This is a genomic window from Streptomyces sp. NPDC048671 (assembly GCF_055587045.1).
In genome coordinates this window covers 124,748-144,184 of the sequence record NZ_JBVJHB010000010.1, presented here as the reverse complement: position 1 = coordinate 144,184, position 19,437 = coordinate 124,748, and the positions used below count along the sequence as shown (strand labels likewise).

The 19,437-nt window shown below is 70.6% G+C and carries 17 protein-coding genes and 1 tRNA gene; 7 read left to right on the top strand and 11 right to left on the bottom strand.

Translation table 11 applies throughout. The annotated features are described in order from the left end of the window. Positions 1-94: 94 nt before the first annotated feature. The 3 genes from ACZ6S6_RS21570 to ACZ6S6_RS21560 are packed head-to-tail and all read left to right on the top strand — an operon-like array spanning position 95 to position 3,136. Positions 95-1,879 carry a hypothetical protein gene (locus ACZ6S6_RS21570; protein WP_469706610.1) on the top strand — a complete coding sequence of 595 codons (1,785 nt, stop codon included), beginning with the start codon at positions 95-97 and terminating at the stop codon, positions 1,877-1,879. After that, positions 1,876-2,280 (top strand): hypothetical protein, encoded by a 405-nt coding sequence (locus tag ACZ6S6_RS21565; protein ID WP_362959539.1) that lies wholly within the window; start codon positions 1,876-1,878, stop codon positions 2,278-2,280. Before ACZ6S6_RS21570 ends, ACZ6S6_RS21565 begins: the two co-directional genes overlap by 4 nt. 40 nt (positions 2,281-2,320) lie before the next feature. After that, a complete protein-coding gene (locus tag ACZ6S6_RS21560) occupies positions 2,321-3,136 on the top strand; it encodes a hypothetical protein (RefSeq protein WP_469706609.1) in 816 nt (271 codons plus the stop codon). 152 nt (positions 3,137-3,288) lie between these two features. Here ACZ6S6_RS21560 and ACZ6S6_RS21555 read toward each other — a convergent pair whose 3' ends face one another. The 4 genes from ACZ6S6_RS21555 to ACZ6S6_RS21540 all read right to left on the bottom strand — a co-directional run bounded on the left by ACZ6S6_RS21555 (position 3,289) and on the right by ACZ6S6_RS21540 (position 5,770). Further along, positions 3,289-3,657 (bottom strand): VOC family protein, encoded by a 369-nt coding sequence (locus tag ACZ6S6_RS21555; protein WP_362959545.1) that lies wholly within the window; start codon positions 3,655-3,657, stop codon positions 3,289-3,291. A gap of 183 nt (positions 3,658-3,840) precedes the next feature. Further along, positions 3,841-4,218, bottom strand: a complete 378-nt coding sequence (locus ACZ6S6_RS21550) for a CorA family divalent cation transporter (protein ID WP_469706608.1) — start codon at positions 4,216-4,218, stop codon at positions 3,841-3,843. Positions 4,219-5,040: 822 nt separating this feature from the next. Continuing rightward, positions 5,041-5,114, bottom strand: a tRNA-Thr gene (locus tag ACZ6S6_RS21545). Positions 5,115-5,185: 71 nt separating this feature from the next. Then, positions 5,186-5,770, bottom strand: coding sequence for a TetR/AcrR family transcriptional regulator (locus ACZ6S6_RS21540; protein ID WP_469706607.1), 585 nt, complete (start codon positions 5,768-5,770; stop codon positions 5,186-5,188). Positions 5,771-5,933: 163 nt separating this feature from the next. On the opposite strand from ACZ6S6_RS21540, the gene ACZ6S6_RS21535 reads away from it, so the two are divergent. The 4 genes from ACZ6S6_RS21535 (at position 5,934) to ACZ6S6_RS21520 (ending at position 9,379) form a co-directional block, all read left to right on the top strand. Further along, a complete protein-coding gene (locus tag ACZ6S6_RS21535; protein WP_362959555.1) occupies positions 5,934-6,671 on the top strand; it encodes an SDR family oxidoreductase in 738 nt (245 codons plus the stop codon). A 197-nt stretch (positions 6,672-6,868) separates the two neighbouring features. After that, positions 6,869-8,005 carry an ABC transporter ATP-binding protein gene (locus ACZ6S6_RS21530; protein ID WP_362959558.1) on the top strand — a complete coding sequence of 379 codons (1,137 nt, stop codon included), beginning with the start codon at positions 6,869-6,871 and terminating at the stop codon, positions 8,003-8,005. A 214-nt stretch (positions 8,006-8,219) separates the two neighbouring features. After that, positions 8,220-8,633, top strand: coding sequence for a hypothetical protein (locus tag ACZ6S6_RS21525; RefSeq protein ID WP_362959560.1), 414 nt, complete (start codon positions 8,220-8,222; stop codon positions 8,631-8,633). Between the two features lie 35 nt (positions 8,634-8,668). After that, positions 8,669-9,379 (top strand): nucleotidyltransferase family protein, encoded by a 711-nt coding sequence (locus tag ACZ6S6_RS21520; RefSeq protein ID WP_362959562.1) that lies wholly within the window; start codon positions 8,669-8,671, stop codon positions 9,377-9,379. Between the two features lie 180 nt (positions 9,380-9,559). On the opposite strand, the gene ACZ6S6_RS21515 is transcribed toward ACZ6S6_RS21520, so the two are convergent. The 7 genes from ACZ6S6_RS21515 to ACZ6S6_RS21485 all read right to left on the bottom strand — a co-directional run bounded on the left by ACZ6S6_RS21515 (position 9,560) and on the right by ACZ6S6_RS21485 (position 19,366). Then, positions 9,560-11,308: a DoxX family membrane protein gene (locus ACZ6S6_RS21515; RefSeq protein WP_469706606.1), complete on the bottom strand. Its 1,749-nt coding sequence runs from the start codon at positions 11,306-11,308 to the stop codon at positions 9,560-9,562. A 336-nt stretch (positions 11,309-11,644) separates the two neighbouring features. Further along, positions 11,645-12,601, bottom strand: coding sequence for a 23S rRNA (guanosine(2251)-2'-O)-methyltransferase RlmB (rlmB, locus tag ACZ6S6_RS21510; protein ID WP_362959567.1), 957 nt, complete (start codon positions 12,599-12,601; stop codon positions 11,645-11,647). Between the two features lie 87 nt (positions 12,602-12,688). Continuing rightward, the gene (gene cysS, locus ACZ6S6_RS21505; protein WP_469706605.1) at positions 12,689-14,092 is read right to left on the bottom strand and encodes a cysteine--tRNA ligase; all 1,404 of its coding nucleotides are present in this window, start codon (positions 14,090-14,092) and stop codon (positions 12,689-12,691) included. Between the two features lie 121 nt (positions 14,093-14,213). Next, positions 14,214-15,467: an MFS transporter gene (locus tag ACZ6S6_RS21500; RefSeq protein WP_469706604.1), complete on the bottom strand. Its 1,254-nt coding sequence runs from the start codon at positions 15,465-15,467 to the stop codon at positions 14,214-14,216. Further along, positions 15,464-17,188 carry an ABC transporter permease subunit gene (locus tag ACZ6S6_RS21495; RefSeq protein ID WP_362959576.1) on the bottom strand — a complete coding sequence of 575 codons (1,725 nt, stop codon included), beginning with the start codon at positions 17,186-17,188 and terminating at the stop codon, positions 15,464-15,466. The genes ACZ6S6_RS21500 and ACZ6S6_RS21495 overlap by 4 nt, the downstream gene beginning before the upstream one ends. Positions 17,189-17,192: 4 nt before the next feature. Continuing rightward, positions 17,193-18,716, bottom strand: coding sequence for an ABC transporter substrate-binding protein (locus ACZ6S6_RS21490; RefSeq protein WP_469706603.1), 1,524 nt, complete (start codon positions 18,714-18,716; stop codon positions 17,193-17,195). Between the two features lie 77 nt (positions 18,717-18,793). Next, positions 18,794-19,366 (bottom strand): GNAT family N-acetyltransferase, encoded by a 573-nt coding sequence (locus ACZ6S6_RS21485; RefSeq protein WP_469706602.1) that lies wholly within the window; start codon positions 19,364-19,366, stop codon positions 18,794-18,796. Between the last annotated feature and the right edge of the window lie 71 nt (positions 19,367-19,437).

Sequence of the window (19,437 nt, the reverse complement as noted above, 5' to 3'; positions counted from 1 at the left end):
AGTACACCATTCCGTTTGGGTGTTGACGGGGGCTCAGCTACGGTGAAAATCCCAACCGGGCAAATGCCTTGAGGGGACGCCGAACGGGGAATCCATGAGCGGATCGTCATTACGTCATACCGGCAGTGAGGCCACCCGACTGCTCTGCGCGGGAAGTTATCTGAGCCCCGACTTCCGTCGGCAGGTCGTCGACGAACTCGTCGGACACGAGGAAAGAATCGTCGCCCCTTCGCTGGGGGTTGACGTCCTGTCCGTTCTCGGGCACGCGCTGCGCGCCCGGCGGCAGGAGGTCATGGCCGCAGTCGCGTTGCTGGCTGTCTGGGTCGGCTTCTTCATGGCGGGAGGCGGAGCACTGCCTTTCCACCTGGTCCTGAGTAAATCCCTCGCCGCCGTTTCAGCACACCTGTGGGCCTGCTGGTACGCCCTGGTGTGCCTGGGCATGCTGCTGGCCCGATACGTCTCCGGCCTCTCGCTCACCAGTTACATGGGGGCACCGCTGCTCGCCGGGTTCCGGAAGCTGCGAACCACGCGCAGGATCTGGGGCATCACCCTCACGCTCCTGTTCTGGGCACTCAACCTCGGCTACTGGATCGCTGTTCTGCCCAGGTGGAGCAGCAGCCCCGCCGGCGTGATCTTTCCACTGCTGATCGCGTTCGTCGTATGGGTGCATCGCGCTCGGGTAACCCTGACCCTGCGTGCCGATCTCAGCGTGGAGGCGTTCCGTCGCCGACAGCCGGGAAGTCCTGGCCTTCGGCTGCCGGACTCCGCGCGATACCGTCGGCTGCAGCAGCTCATCGCGCATGAACAGTACGCACAGGGGACGGTCTACAACCCTCGGCTCCCCTTCGTCGGCGCGGGAACGCCTCGCGAACCATGGTCGCTTGCACTGGAGTTGCAGCGCAAGAACGACGAGGGCGCCGGCCGCACGGACGAGGGGACCATTCCGGCGCAGGGCGCCGTCGGTGACGCCGCTCTCACCCCGCGGAACATCATTGATCTGATCAGGCCGCGCCTGGAGTCCCTCCGCGAGTCGGCGGCCTCGGGAAGCACCGGCAGGGACAGGCTCAAGGAGCTGGAGATCGAGGAGTTCGTCTACCTGCCTCCCGGTGCAGCCCGAGGTGATGCTGCCGTCTTGGGACACGAGCAGATTCAGCGGCACATCGCGTGGTCGGTGAACGAGGCGGGGGAGGCCCGCCGCCACTACCTGCGCGTCAGGATCGGAGCGTGGGACGAACAGGTCGTGGTCACCATTTTCGTACGGGTGCACACACAGGGGCGGATGCTCGTCCTGGAAGTCGCTCCGCATGTGCTCGGCCCGATCAAGGAAGAGTTCGCGGAGGTCGATGCCGTAACCGCGCGTTCCGGCCGGGTGCGGGACCTGCCACGCACGACGTTGCGGGCACTCCTCCTCGGGCCGAGCACGTCCGTCGCCGCCCGGGACTGGCCGAGCGACGCCGTCAGGGCCTTCTTCGCGGCACCGAGCGTCTCGGCGGCCACCGGGATCTCGGCCCTGCGCACCGTCCTCATGGTGTTCCGGACCTGGCTGTCGGAGCCGGAGCACGCGGCGTTGGGCGCACCCGTCAAGTCCGTCCGGGAGATGGGCAGCACACCGGTTTCCTCTCTGTTCCAGGAGATGGACGTGAGCCGGTACATCAAGACGGTTCAGGACCGGATCGCCTCGGGCGTCCGGGACGCTCTGGAGCAGAGCGGCTACCGGACGGACCGATTCGAGCAGCAGATCGTCAACGTGGGAGACGGCGGGCTCTTCATCAGGCACATGAGCGGCGGGACCGCACTCGGCCAGGTCACCGGGGGCGCGGTCGCCACCGGCGAGCGAGGCCGGGCCCAGCACACCAGCGACAGGACGGGGACACGGTGAACCAGGACGGACAGACGGACGGCACCCGGAACGAACCGAGGCAGGGCGGCGGAGACGTCCACATCGGGTGGATCACCGGGGGAGCCGTCGCGACGGGCTCCCACGGCAAGGCCATCCATCAAGCGGCACCCGCCAACTCCGTGCCCGACGAGGCGACAAGCGAACTGCTGGCGGCCATGACGGCCCTGCTCGATCATCTGCGCCTGCTGACGCCCACGGAGGAGACAGACGGGGTCCGCTCCGAAATCACCTCCATCACCGCTGACATCGCACAGTCGGGAAGTCCGTCCCCCGGCCGCCTGGAGCGGCTTCGCGGCTACCTGGAAGTGGGAACGACAGGGATCTCGGCGCTGACCTCCGCCTTGCCGGTGGTTCAGGCCATCGGGCGAGTGCTGGGCTGAAAAGGGCGACATGAGGTACGACGCGGAGAGTCAGCGATGGGTGGACGACAACGCCCGGCCCGCAGACGCGGGGCCGGAAACCCTCAGCCGCTGGACGAACGACTGGCCGCCGGGCGTGCGCAGTTGGTCCAGGACGGCAAGACTGGCCGGGCTGGCGGCAGCGCTGGTCTGTGGGAGTGCCGGGGTCGCGCTGGCGGTGGCTCATGACGGCGGACCCGTCAGCGCATCGCCCGGGTCCAGGGCAGCGGAGAGTAAATCCGCGACGCCAACAGAGCGTGGAAGCTCTCCAGCAACGTCAGGGGCGATGACGCCTTCGTCCGGCGTCCCCTCGGAGGACGAGTCCTCCGAGACGCTGGGATACACGAGAGTCGAGGGGCCGGGATGCTCCTCCCTGAAGATTCCGCCAAACTGGAAGGAAAGTCCCACCAAAAACCGAAAGGTGGGCGTGTTCGACTACAAGTTCATGGGTGAAGGATATTGGGACATTAGGGTCTTCCCGGTATCGGAAGAAACTCCTGCCGAATCAGTGATGAAGGCCTCGGAAGAAGCGGAAAAAGGGGGTTCCGAAGAATACCACGTACTTCCCCCTGGTATTCAGGTAAATGGCGGCGAGGACGCTGACGCCGAACGGACCTACAAGTACAACGACGAGCAGGGCGTCACACATATTGCTGTCGACCACCGGTTCAAGGCGGTGGAGGACGGCAAGCTGTACGCAATCGTCGTCTACGGGCCGAAACACGGAAAGAAGGATGTGCTGAGTCTGAAGGTGGATGTCGTCAAGAGCTTCAGGGCGGCAGACAGCGCCCATTTCCCACACTGCTCCGAACCGGGCGGTGATGAGAGCGAGCAGTAGGGAATACCGACGGCTTCGTGCAGGTCCAGGAGCCTCTGGCGGCCGTCACCCTCATGCCCCCTGCACGGATCTGGGGTCGGGCGAGGTTGACCAGAGGCTCCAGCCCTCGGAATCTCACTCATGGCGGGCAGGCGGCAAGCGTTGGAACAGCGTCACCGGGCCGGGATCGGCTGAGTGAGGTTCACCGGGTTGCCGTCGGGGTCCTTGATGTGGGCGACGCGCTGTCCCCACGGCATGTCGTTGGGGCCTCCGCCGACCGAGCCGCCGAGCGACTCCACCCGGCCGAGCGTCTCGTCGACGTCGTCGACACCGATGCTGAGCAGGATCCGCGAAGCCGCCCCGGTCCCCGGGTTTTCCTTGGCCACCAGCCCGAGGTCGGTGTCGCCGATGCGCAGGCCGAGGTAGAAGGCCGGGCCTTCCGCCGGTACCCGGAAGATCTCCTCAGCGCCGAACAATTTCGTGTAGAAGCCGAGCAGAACGTCCTGGTCGGCAGTGATGATCACTGGCTGGATGGTGGACATGGCACTCCTGTCGAGAACGGTCGTGTCGTTGGGTAGACCGTTTGAGGACCGTGAACTCATCGGCGGGGTGGATCGGCCCACCTCCCGACCCGGACGGCCGGTGGCCGGCCCCGGGACGGCGTCCGGTTTCCGGTTTCCGTCAGTCCAAGACGGTGGTACGCGCGGTGGAACGCCCCGGCCCGCCTACAGCCAGCCCCGCCGCTTCATCAGGACGAACACAGTGAAGGCCGCGGCGGCCAGACCTCCCAGGAAGGCGGGCCAGGCCCAGGTGTACTCCAGCTCCGGCATGTGTGTGAAGTTCGATCCGTAGAGCGAACCGAGGGAGCCCGGGATGACCGCGACGGCGGTCCAGGACGTGATCTTCCTGGTCTGCACGGTGGCCACCACCTGCTGCTCGGTGAGCATGCGCAGGTCGTCCATGTCCCTGTTGAAGTCCTGGAGCTCGGACTTGATGTCCCGCAGCACTTCCAGCTGCTGAATGTGGTGGTCGGTGACGTGGGGCTCGGCGGCGTGGGGGTCGGCGACACCACGGACGTCGTCCAGTTCGTTCCTCGTGGTCATATTCAGTTCACCAGATCCAAATTTATAGGGTGCGTGGCGCATTCCGGTTACGTCGGCTTTTTGGGCATGCCTGAGAAACGCATCGAAATAGCGCGTGATGATTCGGAGAGATCAAAGGGAAGGCTGGGCCGTGCCAGGAACCGGAACTGAGACATGCCGGTATCGGAGCGGATGCCGTGCGCGGTCCGAAACCGCGTGGGCGCGTGCCGCGTCACACGGTGGAAAGGGCGTCGCGCAGGCTCCTGCCGCGTACCACCGCGTCCGGGGAGAGGCGAGGTGCGGTACGCGAAGACGTCCGAACATGACAAAACCCCTGGTCAGGTGTGCTGAATCACCATGAACGCAGGGGCGGCGGGCGTCACGCCGGCAAGGCGCGCGCCGAAACTACCTCAGCACTCCGTGAGGGATCAGCATGTTGACTGGTCGACTATGACTGTCGGATGACATGCGATCACCTCCGTGTGCCGTAAATTGTGCGCGGAATTCCCCCCGCGCCGGACTCAACATAAGTGAAGAGTGGTTGCAAGGCAAATCAAACGGAAAGCGCTGGACCTGAACCGGATGTCCACGCCCCCTGGAACAGATCCGACCGGGACTCCGGCATATGAACGTAGTTGGCGGCTGCGGACTCCGGGTCCTCCGTCCATACCTGGCGGCAGAACAAGCAGGTCGGACCCTCGTCTCCGCCGTCGACGACCATGGCCCCACGGTCGGCCACCAGGGGGTGCACAGCGGGACCTCTGGACCGGCCCACCGACAGGAGCAAGGTCACGGAAAAGGAAAAACCCCAGGTCACGGCGAGTGAGTCCTGGGGTTTTCCGGAGCCCCCTATCGGATTCGAACCGATGACCTACGCATTACAAGTGCGTTGCTCTGGCCAGCTGAGCTAAGGAGGCACCGCGCACGCCGAAGGCACGCGCGCGAGCCCTCACTCTACACAGCGCCCCTCTGGCCCATCCACGAAGTTTCACCCCTGCTCACGGGGTGCGGATCGCAGTCCGTCCAGGGTCAGGTCAAGGAGGCGTTCGGCCTGTTCTCGCTGTTCGGGGCCGGCTGAGGTGAGGGCGATTCCGGCGAGGGCGGCGAACATGTCGGTCGCGCTGATGTCGGACCGGATCACACCGGCCGCGATACCGGCGTCCATGAGGGACGACAGGGCCTCCTGGATCATCCGGTGACTGTCGGCGTAGGGATTGGCACCGGAGGCGACGACGGCGCGGAGCGCCTCGGCCATGCCGCGTTTGGCGGTGGCGTAGTCGATGAAGCCGCGCGTCCAGGCGCGCAGCGCCTCGCCGGGCCCCATGGCCGCCAGGAGCGTGGGGACGGAGTCGCACAGGCGGGACACCTCGTTGCGGTACGCCGCCTCGATCAGGGCCTCCCGGGTGGGGAAGTTGCGGTAGAGGGTGCCGGTGCCCACGCCCGCCTCCCTGGCTACGCGCTCGAAGTGCGCGTCCAGCCCCTCCTCGGTGAACACACGGACCGCCGCGGCCAGGATCTTGTCCCGGTTGCGTTGTGCGTCGGCCCTCAGCGGGCGTTCTGCGGCTGGGGACATCAACGACGCTCCCTCACTCTCGCTCTTCGTTTGCTAAGTGGAGGCGCCGCCACTTACTGTGAAGGAAGTGGCGGCGCCTCCACTTTCACTGTAGGGCAATGCGCCGGGGCAACGACCCCTGCCTGCCCTCGCCCCCACCCCCCTTCTGGAAGGACTGCCGATCATGTCGGGAATCGAAGGCAAGGTCGTGGCCATCACCGGCGCCAGCAGCGGCATCGGTGAAGCGACAGCGCTCCTGCTCGCCGCGCGCGGTGCAAAGGTCGTCCTCGGAGCACGCCGCCCCGAGCGCCTGGAGGCCCTGGCCGCCCGTATCGAGGAAGCCGGCGGAGAAGCCGCCTGGGCCCGCACGGATGTGAAGAGGCGCGCGGACCTGACCGGCCTCGTCGCCCTGGCACGCGAACGGTTCGGCAAGCTCGACGTCCTCGTCAGCAATGCCGGGGTGGGCCCGATCTCCCCTCTCGACGACCTCCGCGTCGAGGAATGGGAGGAGATGATCGACGTCAACCTCAAGGGCGTGCTGTACGGGATCGCCGCCGCGCTGCCCGTGTTCCGGGAGCAGGGCTTCGGCCACTTCGTCAACACGGTGTCCACCGCGGGGCTGCGCATCGTCCCCCTCCAGGCGGTCTACGCCGGCACGAAGAACGCGGTCCGCACCATCTCCGAGGGGCTGCGCCAGGAGGCCGGCGACAGCCTGCGCGTCACCGTCGTCTCACCGGGCTTCGTCCGTACGGAGTTCGCGGACTCCCTGTCGGACCCCGGGATCCGGGCACAGATCGCCGACAGGATGGAGAAGATCGCGATCCCGCCGGAGGCGGTGGCCCGTGCGATCGCCTTCGCCGTCGAGCAGCCGGACGGCGTCGATGTGGGCGACATCGTCGTCCGCCCCACCGCTCAGGACTAACGCCTGCCCCAGGGGCCTCCCGCCCGGATCCCGCCCGGATCCGGCCTGATCATGCCGGGGGATATTCATGGCCCAAGAACTGCTGACAGATTCGAAATGGCCAGGTAGCGTCGCTGAAGGTTCACTCAAGTGGACCAGACCACTCCCTTACAACGGATCGTCCGGCACGTTCCTGCCGGTGAAGGAGAAGCATCAGCATGGCCAGTGTCACGTTCGACAAGGCGTCCCGCGTATACCCCGGCTCCACGAAGCCCGCGGTTGACCAGCTCGAGATCGACATCGAGGACGGCGAGTTCCTCGTCCTCGTCGGTCCCTCCGGTTGTGGCAAGTCGACCTCCCTGCGCATGCTCGCGGGTCTTGAGGACGTCAACGGCGGCGCGATCCGCATCGGTGACCGCGACGTCACGCACCTGCCGCCGAAGGACCGGGACATCGCGATGGTGTTCCAGAACTACGCGCTCTACCCGCACATGTCCGTCGCGGACAACATGGGCTTCGCGCTCAAGATCGCCGGTATCAACAAGACCGAGATCCGGGCGAAGGTCGAAGAGGCCGCCAAGATGCTGGACCTCTCCGAATACCTCGACCGCAAGCCGAAGGCGCTCTCCGGTGGTCAGCGCCAGCGTGTCGCGATGGGCCGCGCCATCGTCCGTGAGCCGCAGGTCTTCCTCATGGACGAGCCGCTGTCGAACCTCGACGCCAAGCTCCGCGTCTCCACCCGTACGCAGATCGCCTCGCTCCAGCGCCGCCTGGGCATCACGACCGTGTACGTCACCCACGACCAGGTCGAGGCCCTGACCATGGGTGACCGCGTCGCGGTCCTCAAGGACGGTCTGCTCCAGCAGGTCGACTCGCCGCGCAACATGTACGACAAGCCGGCGAACCTCTTCGTGGCCGGCTTCATCGGCTCCCCGGCGATGAACCTCATCGAGGTCCCGATCACCGACGGTGGCGTGAAGTTCGGCAACAGCGTCGTCCCGGTCTCCCGTGCCGCGCTCACCGCCGCCGCTGACCGCGGCGACACGACCATCACGGTCGGCATCCGCCCCGAGCACTTCGACATCGTCGAGCACGGCGGCGCCGCCGCGAAGTCCCTCACCAAGGACTCCGCCGACGCCCCGGCCGGCCTGGCCGTCTCGGTCAACGTCGTCGAGGAGCTCGGCGCCGACGGCTTCGTCTACGGCTCCGCCCAGGTCGGCGAGCAGGACAAGGACCTCGTCGTCCGCGTCGGCGGCCGCGCGGTCCCGGAGAAGGGCACCAAGCTGCACGTCGTGCCGCGCCCGGACGAGCTGCACGTCTTCGCGACCTCGACGGGTGAGCGTCTCACCGACTGATTTCGCACCACCCGCTGTACGACGTCGGCCCCGCACGTTCTCCGTGCGGGGCCGACGCGCGTTCAGCGGGTTTGGACGGCGGACGCCAAATTCCCCGGCACAACGGTCATTTCACTCCGGTTCGTCAACACGGGATTCGAAAAACACTCTCGAACCATCCCTCGCGAGGGTGACGTAATGTCGCCAATTCATCACTGCCCGCTACGCTCACTGCGTGACCCACTCCGCGCGCCGCATCGGCCGAACTCTCGCTCTCGTACTGCCTGTCGTCATGGTCCTGTCCGGGACCCTCGCGGTCACCCGCGTGCCGTGGGCAGCGCACAACTCCGATTCCCAGGTACTGACCGCGTCGGCCCACACCCTCTCCAAGCGGGCCAAGCCGCGCACCTCGCAGGACATTCTGCGCGACAAGCTCCTCCTGGAGCTCCAGGAGAAGGACCCCGCCGCCGCGTTGACTGACCTCCAGCGTGCCGTCGAGGGGCGTCCGTCGCTCGCCAGGCACTGCATGTCGATCGCGAAGGCCCTGGGCAAGGCAGCGGTCGAGCAGTACGGTCCGACGCGGGCGCACCGGTTCTCGCGTCCCGTCTGCGACACGTCGTTCGCCTCGGGTGTCGCGCAGTTCAGCTGACCGGTCCCGCGCGGGCACGGCATATCGTGCCTGACATGCATACGTTTCCGACGCAGGCCGTGATCCTGGCAGGTGGCCAGGGGTCACGGCTGCGCCCGTACACCGATGACCGCCCCAAGCCGATGGTCGAGATCCCGGGTACCGGGACTCCGATCATCGGCCATCAGCTTTCCTGGCTGGCCGCCGAGGGCGTGACCGATGCCGTGGTGTCGTGCGGGCATCTGGCCGAGGTGCTGCAGGAGTGGCTGGACGCGGCGGTGCTGCCGCTGCGCGTCACGACGGTGGTGGAGTCCGAACCGCTGGGCCGCGGCGGCGGGCTGAAGTACGCGGCGGCCCGGCTGCCCGATCCGGAGCAGCCCTGGTACGCGACCAACGGCGATATCTGGACGCGGTTCTCGTTGCGCGAGATGGCCGCGTTCCACGCGGAGCGCGACGCGACCGCGACGCTGGCGCTGGCCCGTCCCCGGATTCCGTGGGGCGCGGTGGAGACGGACGCGTTCGGGCACATCACCGACTTCATCGAGTCGCCGCCGTCGCCGTATCTGATCAACGCTGGGGTGTACGTGTTCTCCCCGGCGTTCACGGCGATGCTGCCGGACCGCGGTGATCATGAGCGGACGACGTTCCCGCGGCTGGCGCGGGAGCGCAGGCTGGCCGGGTACCCGTTGCCGCACGGGGCCTACTGGCGCGCCATCGACACCGCCAAGGACCTGACGGAGGCGGCGAAGGAGCTGGACGGGCGGTAGGACTGGACGGGCGGTGGGAGCCGCCGGGTCGCCTGGGGTCGTTGTCCGTCCTCCCTGCCCGATGGCCCTCGTCCGCCCTCCCCTCCCCGATTCGCCCGCCGCACCCGCACGCGAGAGGGGCGGGCACCGGATCCGATTCCGGTGCCCGCCCCTCTCGCGTGCGGGTGCGGTGGGCCCTGGTCAGCCCAGGAGGCCGCCGATGGGGTTCTTACCGCTTCCGCCGCCAGAGCCGTCCGTGGCGCCGGCGGAGCCTGCGCCGGGGTCCGAGCCGCCTCCCGTGGAGCCTCCCCCGGAACCTCCCCCGGAGCCCCCGCCGGGACCTCCGGCGGGGCCGGAGGAGCTGGGGCCGGCGCTGGTGGACGGGGGCTGCTGGGGGGTCGTCTGCTGCGGGGGCTGCTGGCCGGTGCCCTGGGTGGCGCTGGGCCGGCCCGTGCCGGCCGTTGCCTGGCCCGACTCCCGGACGGTGCCCGTGGCGGGCGTGGAGGCCCTGGCGGACGGGGTGCTGGGGGCGGTGCTGCGGGACGGGGCGGGCTGCTGGCCGGCCGGGGTCTGCGAGGCCTTGCCGCCGCTGCGGGACTTCTCGGGGAGCGGGGAGCCGGGGAGCTGGTTCGTCGGGACACCGTTGGGCCCGGGGACGGTGACGACTCCGGAGGAGCGGACGGCGCCGCCGAGCATGGAGCCGATGAGCAGGGTGAGGCCGACGACGACGGTGGCGACGGCCGCGCCGCGGCGCAGCACGCGGCGGCGGAGGTCCCAGATCTCGGAGCGGGGGCCGAGCTTGCGCCAGGCCTCTCCGGCGAGGCGTCCGTCGACGGAGTAGACGGGGGCGCCCGCGATGATCAGGGGGCTCCAGGCGGCGAGGTAGATGATGTCCGGCGCGTCGTAGACGGGGACGGTGCGCCAGCTGACGGTGACCAGGAGGGCGGCGGAGAGGAGTGCGCCGACGGAGGCGGCGACGCGCTGCCAGAGGCCGAGGACGGTGAGGACCCCGACGACGACCTGGAGGAAGGCGATGCTCAGTCCGGCGCCGACGGGGTGGGAGAGCGCGAATTCGCGCAGCGGTTCGGCGAGGGCCCAGGGGTGCAGCGAGGTCAGCCACTTGACCATGGAGCCGCGGTCGCCGCCGTCGAAGTAGACGGGGTCGCAGAGTTTGCCCATGCCGGCGTAGATCGAGATGAAGCCGAGGAAGACCCGCATGGGCAGGAGGACGACGCCGAGATTCATCCGGCGGCCGGGGTAGTACGCGTGCCGGACCGAGTCGGTGCTCTGGCGGCGGTCGCGGGCGTCGGTGACGTCGAATTCGTCCTCACCGTCCCGGTCGTATCCGCCCGCCCCGCCCCGGCCGTATCCGTCCCGGTCGTCACCGTCCCGGCCGTATCCGTCCGCGGCGTACGGTCCGGGTCCGCTCTCTACGGGGTCGAAGGCGCCGACCGCCTGCCGCATCGGAGGCAGCAGCGGCCCGCCGGGCCGGGAGCCGCCGATGACGGGGGTGGGCTGGGTCTCTTCGAGACGGGGGATGAGCTGGGTGCCGACTCCGCCCCGCCCGCCTTCACGCTCGTACGAGGAGTACGGCTCGTACGGCTCGTAGGGGTCGTACGCCGTGTCGGGGTGGCCCGTGACACCGGGACGGCCCGCGGTGGAGTTCCGTACGGCCTGGAGCAGTCCGGTGGCGCCGGGGTCGCCGGGGGCGGACCTGCCGCTCCACACGACGGGGGCGCGCCGGCCGCGCCCCGCTCCGGGGCCGCTCATGACGGGGATCCTGGGCGCACCGGCGGGGGTCACACCGCGCAGCCGTGCGCGCTGGCCGGGTGCGAGCCGCACCCGGAAGCTGGCGTGGTTGACGATGACCTGCGCAGGGTCGCAGTCCACCTTGGTCATGCTCAGGGCGGGTTGTTCGTCGAACCGAGGCGTTCTGGTGTCCACACTCATCTAACCGAGTGATGTGTGTTTAGGACACTGCCTTGACGGTGTCGAAGTGTCCGAGGCCCGTCAACCGGTGGTGGCGGGGCGCGGCGGGGCGTACGCGCGGCCCCATGCGCCCCCCGACAGGGCCGTCCGGGGGCAGCGGGCGCCGGGGGTTTCCTCCGTCGGCCGCCGCCCGTGCGGGTGGTCCTGCGGGGCGGCGGCCGACGGCCACCCCGGCAGACTCTCGGGCACGGCAGACCTCGGGCGCGGAGACCTCCACAGGCGTGGCAGACCTCAGACGCGGAGACCTCCAGGCGTGGCAGACCTCAGACGCCGCAGCCCCTCACGCACGGCAGACCCTCAGGCGCGGCGGCGGGCGACCTCGTACAGCACGATGCCGGCCGCGACACCGGCGTTCAGGGACTCGGCGCCACCGGGCATCGAGATGCGGACCCGGTAGTCGCAGGTCTCGCCGACGAGGCGGCCGAGGCCCTTGCCCTCGCTGCCGATGACGATGACGACGGGGCCGCCGAGTGCTTCGAGGTCCTCGACGGTGTGCTCGCCGTCGGCGGCCAGGCCGACGACGGTGATGCCTTCCTTCTTGTACGCCTCCAGCGCGCGGGTCAGGTTGGTGACCCTGGAGACCGGGGTGCGGGCGGCGGTCCCGGCGGAGGACTTCCACGCTCCGGCGGTCATTCCGGCGGCACGGCGCTCGGGCACGACCACGCCGTGGCCGCCGAACGCGGAGACGGAGCGGACGATGGCGCCGAGGTTGCGCGGGTCGGTGACGCCGTCGAGGGCGACGATCAGCGGGTCCTCGCCGTTGTCGTACGCGGCGGCGGTGAGGTCCTGCGGTTCCGCGTACTCGTACGGCGGGACCTGGAGGACGAGGCCCTGGTGGTTCAGGCCGTTCGTCATCCGGTCGAGCTCGGGGCGCGGGGCCTCCATCAGGTTGATGTTGCCGCGCTGGCCGGCGAGCTGGAGGGCCTCGCGGACCCGCTCGTCGTTGTCGATGTACTGCTGGACGTACAGGGTGGTGGCGGGGACGCCGTCGCGCAGCGCCTCGAAGACCGGGTTGCGGCCGACGACCATCTCGGAGGTGCCCTTGGCGCCGCCGCGCCGGGGCGCGGGGCGGCGGCTGGCGGCCTGCTTGGCCTTGGCGGTCGCCATACGGTTCTTCTTGTGCTTCTTACGGTCCTCGGCGGGCGGCGTCGGTCCCCTGCCTTCGAGACCACGGCGTCGCTGACCACCGCTGCCGACCTGCATGCCCTTCTTGTTGGACGTGCGGCGGTTCCTGCGCTGGCTGTTCCCGGCCATGACCTACCTGTTTCGTTGCTTCAGACGTGCGTACGTGTACGTAAGTGAAAGTGTGCCGCCCGGCGGGCCGGGCGGCACTCGGGAGGACTACTGGCGCGGGCCGAGTGTCCACCGTGGTCCGGCCGGGCTGTCCTCGATGACGAGCCCGGACTGGTTGAGCTGGTCGCGGATGGCGTCGGCCGCCGTCCAGTCCTTGCGCTCGCGTGCGGACTGGCGCTGGTCGAGGACGAGCCGTACGAGGGTGTCGACGACGCCGTGGAGGTCGTCGCCGCGGTCGCTCTCGCCGGCCCAGTGGTCGTCGAGCGGGTCGAGGCCGAGTACCCCGAGCATGGCACGGACCTCGGCGAGGCGTGCGACCGCGGCTTCCTTGTCGTCGGCGGCGAGGGCGGAGTTGCCCTGGCGGACGGTGGTGTGGACGATCGCGAGGGCCTGCGGGACGCCCAGGTCGTCGTCCATCGCCTCGGCGAAGGCGGGCGGCACCTCGGTGGCCGGGGCGACGGGCTCGCCGGCCTTCTCGGTGACGCGCTGGACGAAGCCCTCGATGCGCGCGAACGCGGACTCGGCCTCGCGCAGGGCCTCCTCGCTGTACTCGATCATGGACCGGTAGTGCGGGGTGCCGAGGTAGTAGCGCAGCACGACGGGGCGCCAGGTCTTGACCATCTCGCTGACGAGTACGGAGTTGCCGAGCGACTTCGACATCTTCTCGCCGGACATGGTGACCCAGCCGTTGTGCACCCAGTACTTCGCGAACTCGTCGCCGAAGCCCTTGGCCTGGGCGATCTCGTTCTCGTGGTGCGGGAAGATCAGGTCGATGCCGCCGCCGTGGATGTCGAAGGCGGTGCCGAGGTACTGGTGCGCCATGGCGGAGCACTCCAGGTGCCAGCCGGGACGGCCGCGGCCCCAGGGCGTCTCCCAGCTGGGCTCGCCGGGCTTGGACGCCTTCCACATGGCGAAGTCGCGCTGGTCGCGCTTGCCGGTCTCGCCCTCGCCGGAGGGCTGGCGCAGATCGTCCAGGTCCTGGTTGGAGAGCGACAGGTAGCCGGGGAACGAGCGCACGTCGAAGTAGACGTTGCCGTCGGACGCGTAGGCGTGGCCGCGCTCGATGAGGCCCCGCATCATCTCGATCATCTCGGTGATGTGGCCGGTGGCGCGCGGCTCGTACGTGGGCGGGAGGCAGCCCAGCGCGTCGTAGCCGGCGTTGAACGCGCGCTCGTTCTCGTAGCCGATGGCCCACCACGGGCGGCCCTGCTCGGCCGACTTGGTGATGATCTTGTCGTCGATGTCGGTGACGTTCCGGACGAACGTCACGTCGTACCCGCGGTGCTCGAACCAGCGGCGCATGATGTCGAAGTTCAGTCCGGACCTGATGTGCCCGATGTGCGGGGCGGCCTGGACAGTGGCGCCACAGAGGTAGATCGAGACGCAGCCCGCTGTGAGCGGGACGAAATCACGGATCTGCCGGGCGCTGGTGTCGTACAGGCGAATAGTCACGCCTCAAGGGTAGTGGGCGCGCACCAGTGCCCCGCGACCCCTTGGGGGATTGCGATGACAGTTGTTATGGCGCGTGTTCGCCCGGCCGCAAGCGCCTTGAGTCCGGCGGGGAGTGCGGCGGTCATGGCGTACGTCCTGAGGAGGTCACCGGTTGCCCGGTCCGCTTCCCGTCCGCGCCCGCCGGAAGGGTCAGCGCGAGGGCGGCTCCCGCGAGCGGCACGGCGGCGAGCACCGCCCACCGGACGGGTGCGGGGACACCGAGCAGCGCCCCGGTGGCCGCGCTGCCCGCGAGTACGGCCACTCCGGAGACCGAGGACAGCGCCCCGGTGGCCAGTCCGAGGTGCCGGTCGGCGACGAGATCCGGTACGAGGCCGCGGGCGGCCGGCACCAGCAGCATCTGCCCGAGGGTGAGCAGGACGACGAGCGCGGCCGCGGGCAGCAGTCCGGCGGGCCCGCCGGGGGCCAGGGGCACGGCGGCGAACCCGGCGGCGACGGTGGCGAGCCCGGCGACGAGTGCGGTACGCGGTGCGAGGCGGTCGGCGGCCCAGCGGGTCACCGGCAGCTGGGCGCAGACGACCAGCAGCGAGGAGAGCGCGAACAGCGAGCCGAGAGCGGCCTGCGAGCCGGTGGCGCGCTGCACCTCGGCCGGGAGCGAGAGGTAGAGCTGGTTGTACGCGACGAGGTAGCTGCTGTACGTGAGGCAGAGCAGCAGGAACGGGCGGTTGCCGAAGACCTCGCGCACGGAGCCCCGGTACCGGGTCGTACGGGCCACGGGGGCGCGGCGCGGCATCAGCCGGGCGTGTCCGGCGAGGACCGCGACGAAGACGAGGACCCCGGCGAGGGCGGCGGCCCGGAACCCGCCGCCCAGGAGCAGGAGGGCCGAGCCGAGGAGCGGTCCGAGGAACGCCCCGGCCTGTCCGGCGGCGGAGAACCGGGCGAGCACCCGGGCGCGCGGGGTGCCGGTCTCCCTCTCGTGCCGGACGGCCTCGCGGGCGGTCTCGGACTCGACGGCGGGTGAGAAGAGCGCGGCGGCGAGTCCGGTCAGCAGGACGGCGCCGATGACGGTCGCGGTGGACCCGGCGAAGGCGAGCCAGCCGAATCCGGCGATGCGCAGGACGCAGCCGGCGAGGACGACGGGGCGGGGCCCGTACCGGTCGGTGAGTGCGCCGCCGATGACGAAGAGGCCCTGCTGGCTGAAGGTGCGCAGGCCGAGGACGAGTCCGACGAGCCAGCCGGCCATGCCGAGGCCGGTGCCGAGGTGAGTGGCGAGGTAGGGCAGGACGGCGTAGAAGCCGATGTTGAACGCGAACTGGGTGGTGGTGAGGAGGCGGAGGTAGCGGTCCGGGGCGAGGCCCGGTGCCGGGGCGGCGCTCACGCGGCGCCCTTGCGGTGTCGCACTCCCCGGACGGCGGCGGCGGCGAGGACGGCCGTCGCGCCGAGGACGGCGAGGGCGGCGGCGGGGGCGAGTACGGCCCAGGGGGCGCGTTCGGCGTAGGGGAGGTTCTCGGAGAGCATCCGGCCCCATTCGGGTGACGGGGGCGCGGTGCCGAGGCCCAGGAAGCCCAGGGAGGCGAGGGCCAGCGCGATGGCCGGGACGCGCAGGGCGGCGTGGCGGACGACGGGGGGCAGTACGCCGGGCAGGACGTGACGGCGCAGCAGGTGGGCGCGTCCGGCGCCCAGGGCGCGGGCGGCGGCGATGTGCGGGGCGGCGCGTTCCTGGGCGTACAGGGCGCTGGTGTGCGCGGCGATGGGGGCCCAGGCGACAGCGGTGACGGCTGCGGCGGCGCTCCAGGGGCCGGGTCCGGCGACACCGGCGACGACGAGGCCGGTGAGGATCGCGGGCAGCGCGTTGGCGGTCTCGGTGAGCGCTCCGGCGCGTACGGCTCCGAGCGCGAGGCCGATCAGCAAGGTGGCCGCGGACACGGCGACGGCGGTGAGGACGGTACGGGCCGCGCCGTGTCCGAGGCGGGCGAGGATGTCGCGACCGAGCGAGTCGGTGCCGAAGGGGTGGGCGGTGGACGGTCCGGCGAGGCGGGCCGCGGCGTCGATCTGGAGCGGGTCGCGCAGGAGTCCGGCGACGGTGACCGCGGCGAAGAGCACGGCCAGGACGACGGCGGCCGCGGTCAGCAGCCGGCGGGCCGGAAGGGCGGGCGGCAGGAGCGCGGGCAGGGCGCCGTCGTGCAGGGCGGGGCCGAGCAGGGTGCGGGAGGCGAGGCGGGCGGCCAGTCCGGCGGCCACCCCGAGGAGCAGCAGCATCAGGACGCAGGCCTGGAGGACCGGGAGGTCCTGGGCGAGTGCGGCGGCCAGGGCGCTGCCGCCGAGGCCGGGGATGGCGTAGAGGGTCTCGACGGCGACGGCTCCGCCGGTGAGCCCGACGACGATCAGGCCGAGCTGGGGCAGCAGTCCCGGCAGGGTGCGGCGCAGGGCGTGGCGGGCGATGCGGGTTCCGGGCAGTCCGCCGGCGGTGGCGGCGCGCGCCCAGGGTTCGGCGAACGCGGCGGGCAGCGCGTCGTCCAGCAGCCGGCCGAGCAGCGCGCCGGCGGGGATGCCCATGGCGAGGGCGGGCAGCACCGCCTGCGCGGGGGTCCCCCAGCCGAGCGCGGGGAGCCAGCCGAGCCGGACGGCGACGAGCGCGGCGAGCACGGCGGCGATCAGGAACTCGGGGAAGGCGGCGAGGACGGCCGCGCCGACGCCCGCGCGGGTGGTGACGATGCGGCGCGCCGCCCCGCGCCGCAGGGTTCCGGCGGCGAGCGCCGCGGCCAGGAGCAGGGCGACGGCGAGGGAGACGCCCATGAGGGTGAGCGAGACGCCCAGGGCGGATATCGCGTCGGGGGCGACGGGCTGCCCGGAGACCCAGGAGGTGCCGAGGTCACCGTGGAGGAGTCCGCCGAACCAGTCGCCGAGGATGTGGAGGGGGCCGCCGTCGAGTCCGGTCTCGGCGCGGATGGCGTCGAGGGTCTCGGGGGTGGGCGGCCGGTCGGCGTACCGGGCGCGCAGGATCGTGAGCGCGGGGTCGGTGCGGGTCAGCCGGGGCAGCAGGCCGATGACGGCGAGGACCGCGAGGAGCGCGGCGAACCGTCCGGCGAGGTACTTCACCCGCTCATCCGACGCGGGTGTCTGCGGTGATGAGGGTGCGCTCCATCGGGTCGAGCGAGACACCGCGGACGCGGCTGTCGTCGTACCCCTGGACGAAGCGCTCGTGGAGCAGCGGTACGAGGGCGTCGGTGCCGAGGACGTCGGCCTCGGCGGTCATCGCGGCGCGGTGGCGGGCTTCGGTGCCGGCGACTTCGGCGGCCTTGTTCACGTCGGTGTCGACGCGCTTGTCGCAGAGCTGCGAGATGTTGAAGCTGCCGTCGCAGGTGAAGTCGGACGCGAGGTAGGAGACGGGGTCCGCGGTGTCCAGGAGGGTGTTGCGGGCCTGGATGAAGGCGTCGTACTTGCCGGCGAGGGCGTCGGCCTCCAGCTGGGCGTAGTCGCGGACGACCTGCTTGACGGTGAAGCCGCGCTTCTGGAGCTGCTGTTGGACGACGGTGGCGACCTCGGGGAGTTCGGGCCGGTTGGTGTACGTGGCGAGGACGATCTGTTCCGTCTTCGCGACCTGCGCCTTGCCGGCGGCCCTCGCCCGGTCGACCGGGGCGAGGCGGGCGTCGGCGGCCCACGGCACGCCGGGGCCGATGAGGCCCTGCGCGCTGTCGGCGCGGCCTTCGTAGACGGCCTTGACGAGGGCCTTGGAGTCGATCGCCTCGCGGGCCGCGGCACGCATCGCGGGGTCGGCGAAGACGCCGTGTTCCGTGTTGAGGGAGAGGCCGTTGGTGCGGGCGGAGGGGAACTCGTGGACGAGCCGGTCGCCGAGGAGGGAGGCCTGCGAGATCGGTACGTACTCGGCGACGTCGACGGCGCCGGTGCGCAGGGCGTTGGCGCGGGCGGTGCCGTCGGCGACGAAGGTCACGTCGGCACCGGGGGCCTTGGCCCTGCCGCCCCAGTAGTGGTCGTTGCGCTCCAGGGTGGCGCTGACGGCGCCCTTGACGGCGGCGAGGGTGAAGGGCCCGGTGGCGTGTCCGGCCGGGTTCACCGCGCCGTCCCGGTAGGCGGCGGCCGACAGGATCGTGAGGGAGGGGTTGGCGAGGCGCTGGGGCAGCAGCGGGTCGGCCTCTGTGGTGACGATCCGTACGGTGCCGGCGCCCAGGGCGGTCGCGGTGATGCCGGTGTCGGACAGGACGCGGGGCTTGGGCGAGGCCTTCTGAGCGGCGTTCAGGGAGCGGACGACGGCGGCCGGGTCGACCTTGGTGCCGTCCTGGAAGGACGCCTCGCGCAGCGTGAAGGTCCACGCCTTCGGGCTCTCGCGCTTCCAGGAGGCGGCGAGTGCGGGCTTCGCGGCGCCTTCGCGGTCGAGGGAGGTGAGGCCCTCGATGACCGCGAGGCGGCTGAGGGTGACGGCGTCGTCGCCGTAGGGGGACATCGCCTGGGCGGGCGGGAAGGCCATGACGACCCTGAGGCGTTTCCCGCCGCCGTCCGACGCGCTTGTGGTGTCGTTCGCGCCGCCGGAGCAGGCGGTGGCGAGCGGGACGAGGAGGGCGGCCGCGGTCAGCGGCAGCGCGGCGCGGCGGAGTCGGGACGGGGACATGGCAACGACCTTATATGAAAACGATTGTCATTAAAAATGGTTCAGCGAACGGCTCACGAGGCGGCTCGACGGGCGCCTCAACGGGCCTCGGGCATCGGCAGCTCGAAGTGGACGATGCTCTGGCCGCGGCCGGGCAGGGTGCGTTCGTCGCACACCTCCCGCGCGAGCGAGCGCCAGAACGGCTCGGCGCCCGGCACGGCCGGGTCGGTGTGCAGATAGACCGCCTCGTACCCGCCGGCCCGTGCGACGAAGTCGCACAGCTCGCGCACCAGCCGCCGCGCCAGCCCGTGCCTGCGGTGCTCCGGCCGGACGTAGATCCGGCACAGCTGGGCGGTGGTGCCGGACGGGAAGCGGTCCGCGACCCACTGCGGATTGGGCGGCGCCTGCGGCCCCCGGTCGCGCACGGCGCCCGTCGCGACGATCTCGCCGTCGCGCTCGACCACCAGCAGGGTGCAGCGCTCGGGCCGCAGATAACTGGCCTCGGGGTCGATGATGTCGGCGTGCCAGCGGGGCACGTACCCGGACCTCAGGTCGCGGTAGACGGTGTCGAGCATCACGGCCCGCGCGCCGCCGATGTCACGGGGAGTGGCGGTGCGCAGGACGTATCCGTCGGCATCGGCCCGTACCGCGGCCATCGTCGTCGTACTCATCCCGCTGCCTCTCCAGTCCCTCGTGTCACTTCATTGCTGTACCAGGGTACGTGCAACTGATGTGCAAGAAG